This window comes from Paenibacillus sp. cl6col, from assembly GCF_900102125.1.
In the GTDB taxonomy this organism is placed as follows: domain Bacteria; phylum Bacillota; class Bacilli; order Paenibacillales; family Paenibacillaceae; genus Paenibacillus_B; species Paenibacillus_B suaedae.
This window is the reverse complement of sequence record NZ_FNAZ01000002.1, coordinates 228,536-246,324: the sequence shown is the minus strand read 5'-3', so window position 1 is coordinate 246,324 and position 17,789 is coordinate 228,536. Positions and strand designations below refer to the sequence as shown.

At 47.3% G+C, this 17,789-nt stretch carries 18 protein-coding genes and 1 pseudogene; 6 read left to right on the top strand and 13 right to left on the bottom strand.

Annotated features, from left to right (window positions below):
• Window positions 1-36: 36 nt before the first annotated feature.
• Window positions 37-282: a YqzK family protein gene (locus BLS15_RS05220; RefSeq protein ID WP_254777287.1), complete on the bottom strand. Its 246-nt coding sequence runs from the start codon at window positions 280-282 to the stop codon at window positions 37-39.
• A 205-nt stretch (window positions 283-487) separates the two neighbouring features.
• On the opposite strand from BLS15_RS05220, the gene BLS15_RS05215 reads away from it, so the two are divergent.
• Window positions 488-1,918, top strand: a complete 1,431-nt coding sequence (locus BLS15_RS05215) for a S8 family peptidase (protein WP_021252948.1) — start codon at window positions 488-490, stop codon at window positions 1,916-1,918.
• Window positions 1,919-2,042: 124 nt separating this feature from the next.
• On the opposite strand, the gene BLS15_RS05210 is transcribed toward BLS15_RS05215, so the two are convergent.
• The 4 genes from BLS15_RS05210 to BLS15_RS05195 all read right to left on the bottom strand — a co-directional run bounded on the left by BLS15_RS05210 (window position 2,043) and on the right by BLS15_RS05195 (window position 5,187).
• Window positions 2,043-2,504: a ferric iron uptake transcriptional regulator gene (locus BLS15_RS05210; RefSeq protein WP_021252949.1), complete on the bottom strand. Its 462-nt coding sequence runs from the start codon at window positions 2,502-2,504 to the stop codon at window positions 2,043-2,045.
• A gap of 125 nt (window positions 2,505-2,629) precedes the next feature.
• Window positions 2,630-3,334: a stage II sporulation protein M gene (spoIIM, locus tag BLS15_RS05205; protein WP_231515150.1), complete on the bottom strand. Its 705-nt coding sequence runs from the start codon at window positions 3,332-3,334 to the stop codon at window positions 2,630-2,632.
• Window positions 3,335-3,356: 22 nt separating this feature from the next.
• A complete protein-coding gene (locus tag BLS15_RS05200; protein ID WP_021252951.1) occupies window positions 3,357-4,601 on the bottom strand; it encodes an endonuclease Q family protein in 1,245 nt (414 codons plus the stop codon).
• A 4-nt stretch (window positions 4,602-4,605) separates the two neighbouring features.
• Window positions 4,606-5,187: an NUDIX domain-containing protein gene (locus BLS15_RS05195; protein WP_021252952.1), complete on the bottom strand. Its 582-nt coding sequence runs from the start codon at window positions 5,185-5,187 to the stop codon at window positions 4,606-4,608.
• 95 nt (window positions 5,188-5,282) lie between these two features.
• On the opposite strand from BLS15_RS05195, the gene BLS15_RS28875 reads away from it, so the two are divergent.
• Window positions 5,283-5,441, top strand: coding sequence for a hypothetical protein (locus BLS15_RS28875; RefSeq protein ID WP_155987318.1), 159 nt, complete (start codon window positions 5,283-5,285; stop codon window positions 5,439-5,441).
• Between the two features lie 216 nt (window positions 5,442-5,657).
• Here BLS15_RS28875 and BLS15_RS05190 read toward each other — a convergent pair whose 3' ends face one another.
• Window positions 5,658-6,788 carry a M20/M25/M40 family metallo-hydrolase gene (locus BLS15_RS05190; protein WP_021252953.1) on the bottom strand — a complete coding sequence of 377 codons (1,131 nt, stop codon included), beginning with the start codon at window positions 6,786-6,788 and terminating at the stop codon, window positions 5,658-5,660.
• A gap of 81 nt (window positions 6,789-6,869) precedes the next feature.
• Here BLS15_RS05190 and prli42 point away from each other — a divergent pair, with 81 nt between their 5' ends.
• Entirely contained in the window at window positions 6,870-6,971 is a 102-nt protein-coding gene (gene prli42, locus BLS15_RS05185) for a stressosome-associated protein Prli42 (RefSeq protein WP_005546772.1), read from the top strand.
• A 120-nt stretch (window positions 6,972-7,091) separates the two neighbouring features.
• On the opposite strand, the gene lipB is transcribed toward prli42, so the two are convergent.
• The 5 genes from lipB to lpdA form a co-directional block, all read right to left on the bottom strand.
• Window positions 7,092-7,808, bottom strand: coding sequence for a lipoyl(octanoyl) transferase LipB (gene lipB, locus BLS15_RS05180; protein WP_036590568.1), 717 nt, complete (start codon window positions 7,806-7,808; stop codon window positions 7,092-7,094).
• A gap of 41 nt (window positions 7,809-7,849) precedes the next feature.
• Window positions 7,850-9,232 (bottom strand): dihydrolipoamide acetyltransferase family protein, encoded by a 1,383-nt coding sequence (locus BLS15_RS05175; protein WP_021252955.1) that lies wholly within the window; start codon window positions 9,230-9,232, stop codon window positions 7,850-7,852.
• Window positions 9,233-9,325: 93 nt separating this feature from the next.
• The gene (locus tag BLS15_RS05170; RefSeq protein WP_021252956.1) at window positions 9,326-10,309 is read right to left on the bottom strand and encodes an alpha-ketoacid dehydrogenase subunit beta; all 984 of its coding nucleotides are present in this window, start codon (window positions 10,307-10,309) and stop codon (window positions 9,326-9,328) included.
• Window positions 10,300-11,331, bottom strand: coding sequence for a thiamine pyrophosphate-dependent dehydrogenase E1 component subunit alpha (locus BLS15_RS05165; protein ID WP_021252957.1), 1,032 nt, complete (start codon window positions 11,329-11,331; stop codon window positions 10,300-10,302). Before BLS15_RS05165 ends, BLS15_RS05170 begins: the two co-directional genes overlap by 10 nt.
• 187 nt (window positions 11,332-11,518) lie before the next feature.
• A complete protein-coding gene (lpdA, locus tag BLS15_RS05160) occupies window positions 11,519-12,946 on the bottom strand; it encodes a dihydrolipoyl dehydrogenase (protein WP_021252958.1) in 1,428 nt (475 codons plus the stop codon).
• Between the two features lie 178 nt (window positions 12,947-13,124).
• Between lpdA and BLS15_RS05155 the strand changes: the two genes are divergently transcribed.
• Complete coding sequence (locus BLS15_RS05155; protein WP_021252959.1) at window positions 13,125-13,460, top strand: DUF2627 domain-containing protein; 336 nt, start codon at window positions 13,125-13,127, stop codon at window positions 13,458-13,460.
• 479 nt (window positions 13,461-13,939) lie between these two features.
• On the opposite strand, the pseudogene BLS15_RS05150 reads toward BLS15_RS05155, so the two are convergent.
• Window positions 13,940-15,109, bottom strand: a pseudogene (locus BLS15_RS05150) (VanZ family protein); the annotation flags it as partial.
• Window positions 15,110-15,322: 213 nt separating this feature from the next.
• Between BLS15_RS05150 and BLS15_RS29760 the strand changes: the two are divergent.
• Window positions 15,323-15,448, top strand: a complete 126-nt coding sequence (locus BLS15_RS29760) for a hypothetical protein (RefSeq protein WP_260612150.1) — start codon at window positions 15,323-15,325, stop codon at window positions 15,446-15,448.
• A 22-nt stretch (window positions 15,449-15,470) separates the two neighbouring features.
• Complete coding sequence (locus BLS15_RS05145) at window positions 15,471-15,770, top strand: hypothetical protein (protein ID WP_021252961.1); 300 nt, start codon at window positions 15,471-15,473, stop codon at window positions 15,768-15,770.
• A 147-nt stretch (window positions 15,771-15,917) separates the two neighbouring features.
• On the opposite strand, the gene BLS15_RS05140 is transcribed toward BLS15_RS05145, so the two are convergent.
• On the bottom strand, window positions 15,918-17,774 hold the full coding sequence (locus tag BLS15_RS05140; protein WP_021252962.1) for a DUF4352 domain-containing protein: 1,857 nt from the start codon (window positions 17,772-17,774) through the stop codon (window positions 15,918-15,920).
• Window positions 17,775-17,789: the final 15 nt, after the last annotated feature.

The window sequence follows — 17,789 nt, the reverse complement described above, 5'->3', positions numbered from 1 at the left end:
ACGAGTGTAAATCCCTTCCCTTGTCCGAACAGTTCGCTACTCGCCCAACCAATAGTACAACCGCAATCGTTCTGTGAACGTCATATGCTCTTTATCCAAGCCATCCTCCCAGCGGAAGACCTTAACTGCCTTGCCATGTGGCTCGCGGTACTTGTCCACTGGATAAATCCAGTCACTGACGGCCCCCATAATATAAGCAACCGCATAGGTCATCATGAGGAATAACGCCATAAACTTGATTCGTCTTAATAGAGCTCGCAAAGGCACTATCACACTGCTCATCCCCTTCCGCTGGGCAAGTTCGACTCTCCTGTAACATATGATGCCAAGCCTTAGGATATGCGGTTCTCTCCGTATTCCCTTTTGAAATTCGCTGCTAAAACATTTCACCGTTCTATATTTGTCTCATACGATACAACAAGGCATTCCATTCCACTAGTGTCTAAGAAGTTGCACAAATTCGTTTCGAACTGGAGGGCTAGCAAGCATGCGCACCTTATCACGCATGTTGAAGGCGGCTGTAAGCAGCCGTCCTCATCGTAAAGCTGTACGTAAAATGATCATTTTAAAAGACGAAAAAAGCTACAATGCATGCATACTCGAACTCAAAAAATTTGGCATTACCCCAGTAAAACAAGTAGGTTCAGCTAACATGCTGTGTTGTCATATGGACGGCAACCATCATGCCTTGCAGCGATTGAGGAAGCACCCCAGCGTCCGTAGAATTGAAACGGATGCGAGAGTAAGGGCACATATTTATCCCTTATCGTACTATCCTGCTAGTCAGATCCTGAATTCTGTTACAGCAGAACCTACTTCCAGCAAGCAAATTCCGTGGGGCGTCAAGCGCATACAGGCTCCAGAAGTATGGAAATCATCCCAGGGGAAGAGCATAAAGGTAGCCGTAGTCGACACAGGGATATCGGCTCATCCTGATCTCAATATTGCGGGTGGTGTGAACACGATTCGCAAGGGAGGTTCCTATAGAGACGATAATGGCCATGGAACACATGTAGCCGGGATTGTTGCTGCACTTGGAAAAAGTGGTATGCAGTATGGCGTTGCCCCAGAGGTCATTCTGTATGCTGTAAAGGTACTGGATCAGTCTGGTGACGGATATGTGTCAGATATTGTGGAAGGGTTGGAATGGTGCATTCGCAATAACATGGATGTCATCAATATGAGCTTAGGACTGAATGGCGCCAGTGCATCTCTGCGCTCTATGGTCAAACGTGCTTATCGCAAGGGCATCGTGATCGTGTCCTCAGCTGGAAATGGAGGAAGAAACAGCGGTAAAATCGATCAGCCTGCCAGCTACCCGGAAGTCATCGCAGTAGCCGCCACTGACAAAAACAATCGCATTGCATCATTTAGCAGCCGCGGACGCGGAATTGATGTTGCTGCGCCCGGCAGCGATATTGTATCCACAAGCAATAAACAAGGATTCATCACAAATTCAGGAACATCTATGGCTGCCCCACATGTATCAGGTACAGCTGCATTGCTGCTTGCTCACAACCGCAAGGTAAAACCTTCCCTTATTCGCAAGCTGCTCATGGATACTGCGAGGCCTCTGAACGACTATTCTCGCCATTCACAAGGATCTGGCCTTATTCAAGCAGACCGCGCCTTCTCTTCACTCTCTATTGCCGCTCAGCAAGAAGCAGAAGCCAGCGAGGGTCTCGAATCAGCGCATTCGACTCCAGCCATCCCTATTCAGGCTGCAGCCGCTTCCCGACACAAACACAGGTCAAAGGTGCTGGTAATTCGTCGCCGCAATCGTCAACGTGCCGCCCGTCATTCTCAAGCTGTTGTCCCGCGGCATTCCTCCATCGGCGCCAAAAGAACCTCTGCCGCTCATCGCAAACGGCAAGTGCAGCCAAGAAGAAGGGCATCTACGAATCCTTCAATTATGTAATTGCTCAAGCAATAAAGCCTCGGCAGTCCTGCCGAGGCTTCCTCATCATATCCATCTTCATTCGCTGCTATCGACCTGCAGTCATAGCGTAGCGCCATTTCAATTCCCTGTTGAATGCTTGCGGTTATTCCGCCTGCTCTTCTGCTTGCTTCTCCCGGCAATTCTTACAAATGCCTTGGAAATCCAAACGATGATCTACGACAGTAAAATGAAATTCTCGCTCCAAGCGCTCTTCCAATGGCCCAAGCCAATCCTCACGGATTTCTTGCATAGAGCCGCATTGGACACATATCAAATGGTGATGATGGTGCTTATTCGTATCACCGCGCAAATCATATCGTGCAACGCCGTCGCCGAAGTTCATCTTCTCCACGACATGCAGCTCACTTAACAGTTCCAATGTACGATATACGGTGGCAAGACCGATTTCAGGCGCTTTCTCTTTCACGAGCATGAATACGTCCTCAGCACTAAGATGATCTTCTTCATTCTCGAGCAGGACGCGCACGGTTGCCTCGCGCTGTGGTGTCAGCTTGTACCCTTGGGATTGAAGTTGCTGCTTAATCTTCTCAATCCGCGCTTCCAATGGTCTCCCCCCTTGCCTGCCATCCACGTTTCATTTGTATCACTTCTATATATTATAGGGGGAGAACGCAAGCAGTGTCAAATGAATTGCACAAAGTCAATATTCTTGGTGTTGTCTATTCCTGATCACGTTGTCAATATTGGAACAACCCATCTCATTAGAAGAGGTGACACCCAAGTTGCAACAGCTGCAACTCCTGCCATTCCTACTAAGGATACAGATTGCAGTGTCATGAAGCGCTGCAGAGGATCACGCAAGGATTGCATCCTCGGAACGAACAATCGATTTTTCAGAATATGCATGGCAAATACCATAGACGCAACGCTTGCAATCATCAGAAAAGGAATCGCAATAATATTATGCGGGGCGACTGATACTAATGCGAATAATACGCCTTTCCATGCATACTGACTGATGAGTGTCCCCACCGAGAATCCGATAAACACACCCTTCGCAAATACAAGTGCAAGCACAAGCGGAAATCCGATTATAGATATGCCAAGCAATGCAATTAATGCAATCCATTTGACGTAGAACATCGTCGAGTTCAAAAACGTCTCTCCACTATTCCCCACCTGATTAGAAGCAGCAGACTCTTGTCCCATTGTGGACACAAACTGACTCACATGGTTCCCGATATCCTGCTGTTGTTCCAATGTCAGTGCATTCACGAGCAAGGAACCAAATACAACGCCGACGAGGAAGAGAACGGACACGAAAATATATAAATGGAGCTGAGAGCGAAAAGAGTGAGCAATAGGCTTCATGGATGATGCCCCTTTCGAATAAGTTGAAGCGACGAATACCTCGTCCATCCAGCTTATGCTCATGCTCGTCCCTTTATGATTCGAACTATTCTCCTGTAATTACTTTGCCGTATGTGCCTCCGCCGCCACTTTGTAGAGACAGCTGTCCGCTCCTAGCGAGCACAATAAGTTCTGCTGTAGCTTGTCCAACCACTTGCTTGAGTTCCTCCTCCGTTGCATGGTGCAGTACGTTCATCTCCGTTCCGAAATGCTCCAGCAGCTTGGCAAGCGTTCGCTTCCCTACACCAGGGATGAATTCAAGCGGAATCTGCATGCAATATGGCGGGCGATGAGCTGGAATCTCCGATTGTTCGCGATCTGCGATAGAACGTATCCGCTCGGATACACCACGGATGAACTTCGTTGAACCACATTCTGGACATCTTGGCTGTACCTGATTCGCGTGGGTATCTGTGATTTCTACGGAAGCAGTACTGTCTACAACGTGGCCACATTTCGCACAAGAAGTGCGATGATATTTACCAAGCCGCGGATTAAGACCATAATTGGCTGTAACCCCGCGTCCAGCTTCCCTACGCAAGGCCATTGCCCACTCCTTGAATGTTGGTGAAGCCATGGCAAGTGCATTGTACTCCCTTGCAATTTTACTTAGTGAATGTGCATCTGAATTCGTCAGCAATGTAAAACGATCCAACTCAGAGATACATCCCGCCATTTCTGTATCAGCACTTAAGCCCAACTCCACAGCATCTATAATCTCCAGATCGAGCACATCTGCCATTCTGTCAGCACAGTTCCCATATATACTTTTAAAAGGTGTGAACACATGCGCAGGCACGAACAATCCGCCATATGCCGCAGTTTCTTCCTGCAGTGCTCGCCCTGGCAAGTACACACGCTGGGACGATAAACTCATGTTGGTGACATGAGGGGTTAGCCAATTCGAGAATCGTTCCATTGCATGGATATTCGGCAAATAACACAGCACATGTGCAATGCCATATCCTTCTTCACGAATTTCGAGCTCGGTTCCTAGAAATATCGTGGTGTTCTTATACCGGATACCGCCATCCTGAAGTTCCTCCATCTCGCCTTTATCAAGAAGCGTTGCGATATCCCGCAGTACACCCGGCGCATGCGCATCAATGATGCCAATCAGATGAACCCCTTTGTGTTCGGAAGCTTCATGTGCTATTGCCTCGAAGGTCAAGTTGCGGCTCGCGCTGATTTTCACAGGCTGTCCTTCCGAGGTACTGCCTATATGAATATGGAAGTCACCATACATGGTATGCAACTCATCATGCTGTCCACTTCTTGCTGCATTCTCCATTCGGTTATACCGGCCACTTTCCTGTTAGTTTGTAAATTTGCCATGCATACATCGCATTGATAGTCTTCGCATCGCTAATTCGCCCTGCGCGCATCGCAGAAAATGCTTCCTCTAGCGTCATCGCATCTACTTCCAAAAATTCATCTTCGTCCGTATGTGCTTCGCCAGCTATCAATTGATCTGCTACGTACAAATGAATGATTTCATCCGCAAAACCAGGCGATGTATAGAATGAGCCTAATGGAATGAGATGATCTGTACGATAGCCTGTCTCCTCCGCAAGCTCACGCATTGCAGCTACGATTGGCTCTTCACCCGGATCAAGTTTGCCCGCTGGAATCTCAACCTGATTGCGCCCAAGAGGCTTGCGATACTGTTCAACAACAAGCATTTTATTCTCTTTGATCGCTAATACCGCAACAGCCCCTGGATGACGGACAATCTCCCTTGTTGCAGTCGAACCGTTAGGGAGCGTAACCGTATCTACCTGAAGCTTAATGATCTTCCCATCAAAAATAGGCTTCGTCTCTATTGTAACTTCTTCTAAGGGATTGCTTGCCCGTTCAGAACCTCGTTGCTCATTCATATATTCGTGCTCCTTTATGTACATATTTCCGTTCCGCTGAACATACCCATTATATCATTACGGCTTGTCCGATTCGATCCGGGAGTGATGAATGGATGCAACGCATATATCAAGCACAGGAAATGCTGTTAGTAGGCAAGAAGCAAGAAGTAATCGCCGAACTGCGTCGTCTCATGATGCGCCATGGTGGAAACACTCCACTGTCTCAGATATTGGACAACCAACCCGCCACCCGCAAATTATCGAGCAAATAGCTTACCTCTTGGCGGCTTCCGCTGTTCTGTCCTTACCATGCTTAATCCCCCTGCATCTTATGCACAATCGAACCGTTTCAAAACAATTAAGCCCTTGTTCATGAGTGGTATCGAACAAGGGCTTATCCTATGCAGCACAACTGCTGAGTATGATAATCATTTCATTCATTTCCTGCAATAATCATTCAGAAGCAAGCTACATGTTTATTGCGTGCATTATGCTTGTGCAGCTTGTTGAATAATCGCGACTACCAATTCACTCGTCTTCACCAGGTCGGATATGTGTATACGCTCCTTCGTCGTATGGATGTCCAAGTATCCTACTGCCAAGTTAACGGTAGGTACACCCATGCCGTTGAAGATATTTGCATCACTGCCGCCGCCTGAATGGAACAAGCGCGTCGTTGCGCCAATACTCTCAATAGCACGCTTCGCGAGCTGCACAACTTCATCTTTCTCTGTGAATTGGAATGCAGGGTACACGATGTCACTGTGGAACTCGGCTCTTGCTCCACATTCCTCTGCAGCACTCTCGAGCGCTTCCTTCATTGCCTTCACTTGAGCTTCAACCTTATGCTGTACGATACTGCGCGCTTCCGCATGCAGCTTCACATAGTCGCATACAATGTTCGTCGCTCCACCGCCTTCGAATTTGCCGATGTTCGCAGTCGTTTCGTGGTCAACGCGTCCAAGCGGCATACGGGAGATCGCTTTGCTGGCAACTTGAATTGCACTGATGCCATCTTCCGGATTCACGCCTGCATGAGCGGACTTACCAAACACTTCCATTGTAATTTTCGCTTGCGTAGGAGCCGCAACTGCAATTGCTCCAATCTCACCATTTGAGTCCAGCGCATAACCGAAGTCAGCCTGCAAGTGGCTGCTGTCCATTGCACGAGCACCTACAAGGCCGGATTCCTCACCTACTGTAATGATAAACTGGATCGAACCGTGTGGTGTATTCGATTCTTGAATGAGTCGGATCGCTTCGAACATAGCAGCAAGGCCTGCCTTGTCGTCTGATCCAAGAATCGTCGTACCGTCACTGCGGATATATCCATCTTCGCCAAGCTGCGGCTTAATGCCATTGCCCGGTGTAACAGTATCCATATGGGAGGTGAAGAACAAACGCTTTGCGTTCTCTTGACCTTCTGTTGCTGGCCAGTTCACAATCAGGTTTCCTGCTCCATGTCCCGTTGCAGACGTTGTATCATCTTCCGTTACTTGGAGGCCAAGTGCCTCGAACTGCTGTTTCAACGCATCACAGATCGCACGTTCGTTTTTCGTCTCACTATCAATTTGAACCAATTCCATAAAGTGCTTTACAAGTCTTTCCTGTTGAACCATATCTCTTTCCTCCAAACGTTTATTTAAGGTACAATAGAGAATAACTCATGATCTTATTGATGAAAGGAGTTCTCTGTTCTTATGCAATCCAAACGATGGTTTAAAATCATTATATATGTCATGCTCGCCGCGATGCTCGCATCCACCGTGCTTGTGATTGTCGAGCCATTTATATATGGCTAGTGCTTCAAGCTGATCCATGCTAGGGGTACCTAGCTGCATCTCATCTTGCAACCACATAAGCAGAGCAGCTACGGGACAAGCCATGCGAGCAATCGCATGGCTTGAACTTAATTGCAGCCCCTACACCAACAACGAAGTGTCAAGCTTGGCCGCTTCGAATCCGAAAACATGAATAAGATGAGGCAGCAGCAATTGGCCTACTTGCTCCACTGTGAAGGTTTGACCTGTGCAATCCTCCAGTGATGTTACCCCATACTCGCTAATTCCACACGGAATAATGCCTGAGAACCCTTCATGCTGGATGCCGCTCTTCACATTGAGTGCAAAGCCATGGCTGGTTACGAAGCCACGACGGCGTCTGCATTTATTGAATTTCACACCTATCGCAGCTATCTTAACATTGCCAACCCACACACCGGTATACTCTGGCTTGCGGCTTCCGATTACACCGAATGTCGCAAGAAATTGAATAATCGCTTCCTCCAATGATCGCAAATACCCGTGAAGATCAAGCTGTGGCCCATCCAATAGCACTAACGGATAACCGACCAGCTGTCCTGGACCGTGATATGTAATATCCCCGCCACGATCAATCTCGTACAGTGCAATTCCTTGTCGCTCCAGTTCTTCCTTGCTTAGCAGCAAATGCTCCGGGTGGCGCTGTGAACCGATTGTATACGTAGGAGGGTGCTCCAATAGCAGCAGCGTATCTTCTCTCGTACCACCATCAATGGCATGAACGAGTTCCTTCTGCATATCCCATGCTGCGCCATAATCGACACGCCCCATATGGGTTACACGAAGAGCCTTATCCGCTTTGTTCCATTCATTATTCATTGTCATCACGCTTTCTTCCGTCGATTCGTGCTGATTCTATTTTAATACACTTTCGTGTCCAATGAGAAGCTTTCGAGATTTTCTTTCACGCGTTGTAAAAATCTACCGCAAATTACGCCATCTAATATCCGGTGATCCAACGACAGACACATATTCGCCATCGAGCGGACGGCAATCATGTCATTAATCACAACAGGCTTCTTCACAATCGATTCAAAGGTAAGAATGGCAGCCTGCGGATAATTAATGATCGGATAAGACAGGATGGAGCCGAACGACCCCGTATTATTCACGGTAAATGTCCCACCTTGCATATCATTCGGAGACAAAGTTCCCTCTCTTGTCTTCCGTGCCAGCTCATCGATCTCTCGTGCCAACCCTGCAATGTTCTTCTGATCAGCCTTCTTAATGACAGGCGTTAATACAGAATCTTCTGTACCTACAGCCAAAGACAAGTTAATGTCGCGCTTCACGATAATCTTATCGACAGCCCACACCGAGTTCATAATCGGATAATCCTTGATCGCATTGACGATCGCCTTCAGGACGAATGCCAAATAAGTCAGGTTAATGCCTTCCTTGCGCTTGAATTCATCCTTAATCTTGTTGCGAAGCTGTACAAGATTCGTAACGTCGACTTCAATTGTCGTCCAAGCATGCGGAATTTCAGAGACGCTCTGGCGCATACGCGTTGCGATTGTATGCCGAATCGGTGTGACGTCAATGAAGGTCTCTCCATTGCCAGCTTGTGTTCTTCCTTCTACTTCAATCGAAGGTATGCGCGGCGTTTCTGTAAGATGAAGTCCGGTGTTACGCACATGCCCGCTTGCATGCTGCACCGCACTTGGTTGCGGGGCTGCACTTGCTCCACCAGCTATTTCTATACCAGTCGATGAGGCTGGTGCATTGCCAGCTGTAGCAGCACTTGATGGTGTTACTACGGTTTCTCCACCAGCTTCAATTGCAGCCATTACATCTTTGCGTGTAATGCGGCCGCCCAATCCAGAACCAGCCACTCGCTGCAAATCAATTCCGTGCTCCTGCGCAAGTCGCTGCACGGCGGGTGAATACCGATTGCGCATATCCTGCCCCGTTTGATTTACTGAAGCATCCGCTGAATGGCCCTGATTCTGCTCAGAGGCACCTGCAGCTGACGATGGCACAGATGCAGCAGCTTGTGACTGAACACGGCAGATCACCGCGCCTACCGCAACGGTTTCGCCTTCATGCGCCACAATTTCTTGCATAATGCCTGCTTCTGTTGCTGGCAATTCAGCTACGACCTTATCTGTAATCACTTCACAAATCGGTTCATACGCATCAAAGGTCTCCCCTGGACGTTTCAGCCATTTGCCGATAGTCGCCTGTACAAGGGATTCTGCCAACTGCGGCATCAATACTTCTGTTCCCTGATTTGAAGACATCTTTTTCACACTCCCGTTCTGTACGGTCGAAGGAGAAGTTCCGTCATAAGCTGTGCCATGTCTCTCTCCTCCTTCATACCGTCTGCCATTCGATTAGAAGATCGCCAATTGGCGCATCGCTTCCTTCACTTTGTCCTTATTCAGCATGAAGAATTTCTCCATCGGAGGACTATAAGGCATTGCAGGCACATCCGGTCCGCACAGACGTTGAATCGGCGCATCGAGATCATAGAGCAGCTCTTCTGCAATGATTGCCGCTACCTCTGCCCCGACGCCGCCAGTCTTGTTGTCCTCATGAATAATCAGCACTTTGCCGGTCTTCGAGACAGCTTCAAGTATCGCTGTTCGATCAAGCGGTTGAATCGTACGCAAGTCCAGTACATGTGCGCTGATGCCTTCCTTCGCCAATTCTTCCGCAGCTTGTAATGCATAATGGACTGGCAAACTGTAAGCAATAACTGTTATATCCGTTCCTTCACGAACTACATTCGCTTCACCAATCGGTACTACGTAGTCCTCAACTGGAACCTCTCCCGAGATCATTCGGTAGCACTTCTTATTCTCGAAGAAGATAACCGGATCAGGATCACGAACTGCCGCCTTCAGCAGACCCTTGGCATCGTATGCCGTTGCAGGAGCAACTATCTTTAGACCTGGTGTCCCGAAAAATACAGATTCCGGGCATTGTGAATGGTACAACCCCCCTGCAACACCGCCGCCAATTGGGGCACGTATCACAAGTGGACAGGTCCAGTCATTGTTTGAACGATATCTAATCTTAGCGGCCTCACTAATGATTTGGTTCGTTGCTGGGAACATGAAGTCCGAATACTGCATCTCAGCAATTGGCTTCATTCCTACCATAGCGGCTCCAATTGCAACGCCGGCAATGGCCGACTCTGCAAGCGGTGTATCTAACGATCTAGCTTCGCCAAATTGTTCATACAGCCCCTTGGTTGTTGTGAAGACGCCACCTTTGACCCCGACATCCTCACCGAGCACGAATACATTGCTGTCTCGTTCCATCTCTTCCTTCATTGCAAGTCGAATTGCGTCAATATACTCTATTACTGCCATGTTCCCTGACCCTCCTCCGCGTAGACATGCTTCAGTGCTTCTTCCCCTTGCGGGAACGGCGCCTGTTCGCCATATGCGGTTGCGTCATCGAGCACAGCTTTCAGTTCAGCGCGCAGAGCAGCATCTTCATCTTCAGACCAGATGCCGCATTCAATCAGGTAGGCCTTGAATCGAGGAAGACCGTCCTTATTCCGGTGCTCCTCCACTTCTTCCTTCGTACGATATACCATGTCATTATCCGCAGTTGAATGGGGAGACAAGCGATACATGACTGCTTCTACCAACGTAGGCCCCTCACCTCGGACAGCACGTTCACGTGCTTCCTTCATAACCCGGTACACTTCTAACACATCACAGCCATCAACCTGAACCCCTGGGAAGCCATAACCCAAAGCCCGATCACATACGCGACCTGCAATTTGCTTCGCAATCGGAACAGAGATGGCATATTGATTGTTCTCTACCATAATGATGGTTGGCAGCTTATGAACTCCTGCGAAGTTGCAGCCTTCATGGAAATCTCCCTGGTTGCTGGAACCTTCTCCAAGCGTCACAAATGATACAGAATCTTCATTGCGCATCTTCGCTGCCAGAGCTATGCCTACCGCATGTGGAACCTGTGTCGTTACCGGACTAGAGCCGGTTACGATACGCAGCCGCTTGCAGCCGAAATGACCTGGCATTTGGCGCCCACCGCTGTTCGGATCGCCCGCTTTGCCGAACAAGGCGAGCATTAGTTCACGTACGGTCATACCAACCGACATGACAAATCCATAATCTCGGTAATAAGGCAGGAAGTAATCTTTCTGATGATCGAGCGCAAAAGCCGCGCCAATTTGCGCTGCTTCTTGGCCTATGCCTGATACGTGAAAGTTGATTTTACCGGCACGCTGCAGCAGCAGCGCACGTTCATCGTACATGCGTGCAAGAAGCATCATGCGGTACATTTCCTGTGCCTGCTTATGGGTTAGGCCAAGCTCTTCATGTCTCGTCTGCTGACGAGTCGTCATATCTGGTGTCATGGAGTCATCCTCCTTTATTATCGCAAAGTCCGTTCTTTGACCCTTGTACAGAGCAGCTCCATAGCTATCCTGCACACAAGTCAATGAACAGTGGTCAGTAATCTAATACCAGGTACTAAGACTAGAGTCTAAAAACTATTATACTCTGAACATTCCCAAAAGAAAACGTCAGACTATTCTCATCCCCTTATAGATTCAACGCATGACCATCAACAGCAAGCATTGCCTCGCCCATAATCTCGCTTAGTGAAGGATGCGGATGAATAACTTCGCCTACTTCCCATGGTGTTGCATCAAGCCATTGTGCAACTGCTGCCTCGCCTATCAGTTCTGTAGCATGAGGCCCGACAATGTGAACTCCAAGTAAATCATTGGTATCCGCATTTGCAATTATTTTCACGAATCCTGTCGTATCACCCTGCACAATTGCCTTGCCTATTGCTTGAAACGGAACTTTGCTCGTCTTAATCGAATATCCCGCTTCAACTGCTTCCTTCTCCGTCCAACCGATGGATGCCGTTTCTGGCGCTGTATAGATGCAGCGAGGTATACGACGGGAATCGATCCCCGAATCTGCCTCGCCACATATGTGGCGAACTGCAAGTATTCCTTCTGCAGATGCTGCATGAGCAAGCTGTAATCCCCCAACAACATCGCCAATCGCGTATATATGAGACTCATTTGTTTGCATAAATTCGTTAACGATAATTCGACCATTGCCGAATTCAATGCCCGCATTTTCCAGCCCAATGTTCTCGATATTGGCCTGTCTTCCAATACATACGAGCAGCTTGTCTGCATTTATGTCTATCGCTTGTCCGTTCGAGACAATCTCGAGCTTCACTTCTCCTGTGTCCGGATCTATCTGAACCTTCTCTGGTTCAACAATTGCTTGTGTATGTATTCGCGCACCACGCTTCGCCAATTGACGCTGAAGTTCGGTTGAGACATCCTTATCTTCCTGCGGAACAAGATGAGCAGCAGACTCAATGACATTCACTTCAACACCGAAGTCTGTCAGCATGGAAGCCCATTCTACCCCAATGACTCCGCCCCCTAGAATCGCCACTCTCTTCGGCAGCTCTGTCCATTCTAGCGCCTCATCCGTCGTAACAACAGAAGGGTGATCTACTGGAAGTCCCGGCAAAATGCGCGGGCGTGATCCTGTTGCAATGATGACATGGTTCGGTACGATTGTAATCGCTTCTCCCTCATCACATTCTACGGCGACTGAGCCGCTTCTTGGTGAAAAGATGGAAGGACCCATAATCCGTCCCACTCCATGAATGACTTCAATTTTGTGCTTCTTCATCAGAAATTGCACACCTTTATGAAGCTGGTCTACAATCTTCTGCTTGCGAGCCTGAACCCGATCAAAGCGCAGCTTCCGTCCCTCAATCTCGATGCCGAAGGATGCGGCTTCTCCTGTCTGACGGTATATTTCAGCACTCCGAAGCAGAGCCTTGCTTGGGATGCATCCTCGATGCAAGCATGTTCCCCCTAGCTTCTCACGCTCAATGACAGCGACTGACTTACCAGCCTGGGCTGCTGCAATTGCAGCGATATAACCTCCAGTTCCTCCACCCAGAATCGCAACATCTACTTGTTTCGTCATGCAAGCAACTCCCCTTTCGTGTTCATTTCCGATGGTTCTATTGTACTCCCTTTTCTTTGCGCAGCAAACATGACAACTGTCATTCTATTGGTTCTTAAAGAGAGGAAACATTAGACAAGTATGCGCAATCAAGGTAATATGAAGCTAACTTACATGACGTGAGCAGGTGAAGATCATAATGAAGCAAACACATGTTATCACTCGATTTATTGCGGTTCTGCTTCTGGTTATTCCAGGCGTAACCGCGACAAGCGGATTTCTGCTTATGAAAAATGCTGTGTTCGATTATGTGGTCGACCATGGCAATGATAAGCTGTCTGCCCCCGCATTCCAATGGCTGCCCTTCACTGCTGGTCTGCTTCTGTTCATTATTGGCGTGGGCTTCATAGGGGGATGGATATTTTATCGCGACCGCAAGCGCAACTACGTAGCTGGACGTTTCCGTGCAAAAAAAAGCCCCAAGCCACCATCCTTCCGTCCAAGTGCGGATGGCCCAGTAGAAGGCAAAGAGTAAGCCACGATAAGAATTGTTGTTGGCGCATTAGGAGTAACCTCTGGTCAAACAACGAATGATATTGTTCTATACTGCATTTATTACCAATTTACGCCCGCATCTCGATTTAGATGAACGAAATTCCAAGAAGAAGGGCCTCTATGATCACAAATGTTGTGATGATTAGAGGCCCTTATTATTTGTAATTATTCTTCTTTCTTCGCCAGCTTCTCCTTCAGACGAGCCAGCTCTTGATCAACCAAGTCGCTAGCATTATTCGAACGTGCTGACCCTGTTGACTGCGGAGCCTGCATAACCTGATTTTCAGGTTTCTCATCTGAATGCACTTCATGTCTGGATGGTACTGAGGTTGTCACGTCTTTAACAACCAGCTCTGTGTTCAGGATGTCATCATAGTTTGGTTTAGAAGTGATTTCAGGCTCATTATCAACTGATTCATCCTGCGTAGAAGGAGCATAATGTTCATCTGCCATCTCTCGCCTCATTCGTTCTGGGACGGTGATCACATTACGAGTTCGGCTTATTTTTTCGTAAAATAGACGCTTATCTTTCTTGAACAGATGCAGCATGAGGTGCAGGAAGAGTAAACCGTTGAAACCAAGCCACGCAATCACTACCAATATCATAATCAGCGAATCCATAGCCTCGTTGAACTTCAATACATATCCAAGTACGTAATTGATGCCACCTACACCGAAATACAATATACCGTATCGCTTCAGCAAACCAATAAATGTAATTCTGCAAAGGGAACCCTCTGTATCGCCCTGAACCAAATGGATACGTGTTACCCATTTGCCGAAGGTTTTCCCATCCGTAAACGTTGGTATGAGTATAAAGTAAACGAAAATACCTGCTGCCAAATACAAGAAATTGAATTCACTCAGCTCGAAATTGCTATAGTTGTCTCCATATGCAATCGTGCGATATACAATGTATATGCAACCCATGATAATCGATAGCAATGTCATATCCAGCCACACCGCGATTCCTCTGCGAATGAATCCAACAGGCTTCTTGCTCAGATCTACATGATCATCCAGCTGGTGTGAACGCGGCAGGAAGTATGTAAATACTGGTGCCAGTAAAAATCCGATACAGCCCCCTGCTGTATTCAAAATCAAGTCATCTACATCGAACAGCCGATATGGACAATCGTAGAACCCATACAAGCCTGTTCGTTGCGTAATCTCGAAAAATAAAGAGACAAGAAATGCAATAACCGTCGTCTGCAAGAACGATCGTTGGAAATAGTAGCGCATATATACGCCAAGCGGCAACGTCAAGACCACATTGAATGCGGCTTGGAAAAAGGCTCTTTCCTTCAGCAGCTGTACATAGGTCGTTGGATGCGACCATTCAACACTAGACTCCTTCATAATATCGCGAACGAATTGGAATGGGCGCAGCTGCTCAAATACTGCACCTGCCCGATCCACACAATTGTGCACATTTTGCGGCAGCGGCAATATCACCAAGTAATAAGCAGAAATGAAATAGAGCAGCATGGAATAAAGCACCAAAGCGCGAACCTTATTGACATACCCGTATTTGCGATATTGCACGATTAAAAAAGGAAGCGTCAAGAGTAATGCCGCTATCGGGAACGTAAGAAAAGCAAATTTAATTGGAAATAGATACGCGTTCATCTGTAACCCTCTTTATCACTGTAGTCGCATTCGTAACTTTATCGATTAGACGATCAAAAGTCAACGAAATACACTGTATTTGCCACATTACATTTTTGTAAGCCAGTATTCTGGATGATTTACTGCCAGATTAGGCCGAACTGTTGGAACCTTTCCCCCTCATCCTGATTACAATAATCATGATAAAATACCGTGTCACCAAGGAGAATGAGCATGACCGATGAAGATGACAATAAACGACTGATACTTCTCATTGTGGTCATAGTTCTGTTCGTTGCCTATGCGTTTGGGATCATTCAAGGAACGGGGGCAGCACCAGCAGAGACAATTGGAGAGTAATCTGATAAGAGGGTGAGTGGCTGTGTCCTTTTCAAAAAATAATAATAAAAAATCAAGTGGAAATGGAAACGGAAACTCTAAAAATAATAATAAGAAAAAAGCCAACTGCCCTAAACTAAGCATTGACCAAATTGCAGTTATTGCTGCATTATTAACCAATTCTCTGCAGGTTCAATCTGTTCTTGTCGATCGCGATCAAGCCGTTGAGGTATTGCTGGTCGGCTCTCTTCGCAAGAAAACCCAAATGGATAACCTGCTTAATCAAATAAGCGAGCTGTCTGTTGGTGATTTCCTAGAAAGTTTAAAACGATTTGGTGAATAGGGTTGTATTTGGCATTCGTAAACGTGGACAAGTTCGGGGGTTAAAAATGGATGTTGCCTTTACTCGATCTGTAACAATAAGAAAAGAGGGTTAGAGAAAATAATTCTCTAACCCTCTTCTATCATAGTAGTTAATCTCTGGTCAAAATTAACTTCTTATCACTCTACCCAGGAACCGCTTCACCGGTCCATATGGCGTATCAAACATTTCATAGAAGCTGACCGTGACAGGATAACTCAAGCCAAGCATATCAATGTTCTCAAAAATGATGTTCTGTTCTCCTTCCCTCAAGAGTGGCTCCTCAACAAGTGAGAACAGCTTGGATCCAAGCATCCGTCCGCTATGATCGGTTAGCTCCAGTTTGATTTTCGATAAGTTCGGCTCACTCATTACCTGCTTCGCCCGAATAATATTCAGTTTCAGTCTTAAGGCGTACGAGGACGATTGAACCATGTCAGCTCCACCCCGCAACCAGCTTCCTCCCCAATCATTAATTTTCAATTGGAATGGATACATATCAAACAGCAAGTCTCCAGTATTATCGTAACTCGTCTTGAAACGGAACGTATCCACAATGAAAGGATAGGTTTGTTCTTCTCGGTTGTCGACAACATGCAGCAGTAACTCCGGTTCCTTTGAGCCATCAGGGATCACGAACATGTGAGATTCAACTACAGCAGCGCTTGGAAGCAGTGATTTCTTATCCGTCTTGGCACCAAGTCGTTCCCCTCCAAATCGAGATCCATCCTTATCTTCCAGTTCAAATTGATAGGATGGGATCGTGATTGAGGAGCTGCTCTTATTCTCGAATTTGAAACGGAGAAGAAGTGCTCTGAATCCTGCTTCCTTGTTCTCTAACAGAGTCTCTTCTTCCATTGAGACATTCAAGCCCTCTGGAAATAAATCCGTACTATCGCTGAAATTCAGCTTATCCCGCAGCTTATAGTCGGTCGGTACAACCTGACTCGTTCCTCGATTCGGAATGTTAATATATAATCGCCCTACTTGATAGGTTGCAGCCTTGGTCGGATCGGCAGCCCCAGGAGGCAGGAACGATTCCGAGGTTAATAGCTTCAATCCTGTCAGCACCGTATTCGCACCTGTCTCTACAGCGTATCGCAGCGTTGCGCCCTCACCCGGCATGAGCGATTCAGGAGCCTTGCCCAGTTTTGTAGACTGATACAGATCGTTGTTCGACCATGCCGTCAATTTGATGTCTGGGACATTCTCGCGTATACTGTTCCTGTTTACGACACGGAAAGTGACCACATGAACCGTCTCCAGCTTTTGTTTGAACCGCTCGGCCACTTGCGCTGGCTTGCCTGAACTCTTCATGATGCTTACAGGCGTATACGTAAGCATTGATGAATCCGACAATGCTTGCAGTTGGAAGGATTGCCCCCATTCCTTAATCAAGGCGGGATCGGTAATTGGAGTATAGTCATTTTCCCATGCAGGCTGCACGACATCCATCACCGCAACGACTGTTTCCTTTTTCGGATATACCTCCCGATTAACTTCCTTCCAAATAAATCGTACAGGAGCCGCCATGTCATCTTCGACGACATGACTCATTAACCTCCACTCCACCACTTCGCCCTGAGACAGTACACGAGCACTGTTCTCGCTAGATATCATCGCATATTCCTTTTTGTTATCCATCAGTACATATAATTCATAATCAGGGAGACGGAGCTTTTTGCCAGAATTATTTTTGATTTTCATGGTGGCAGCAACTTGTTTCCCTTTGTCCGTTACGCTATTAATCACATTGGTTAGGTCAATCTGTAATCCAAACCTATTCTTCCAGTAGTCCTGAGCCTTCGGTATCTGCTTCTGAACTGGCTTCGCTTTCGCTGCGCTGGCAGGATGCGTAGTTTGATTAGCAGTATTAGCTGACTTGCTCCCATCTGTGGCAGCAGCAAGCGCCTCTGTCGGAAGAGTCCCAATAATTATTCCGCACAGAGCGGCAAAAGCCACGACCTGAATTGTTTTCTGTTTCAAATCTTGTCAACTCCT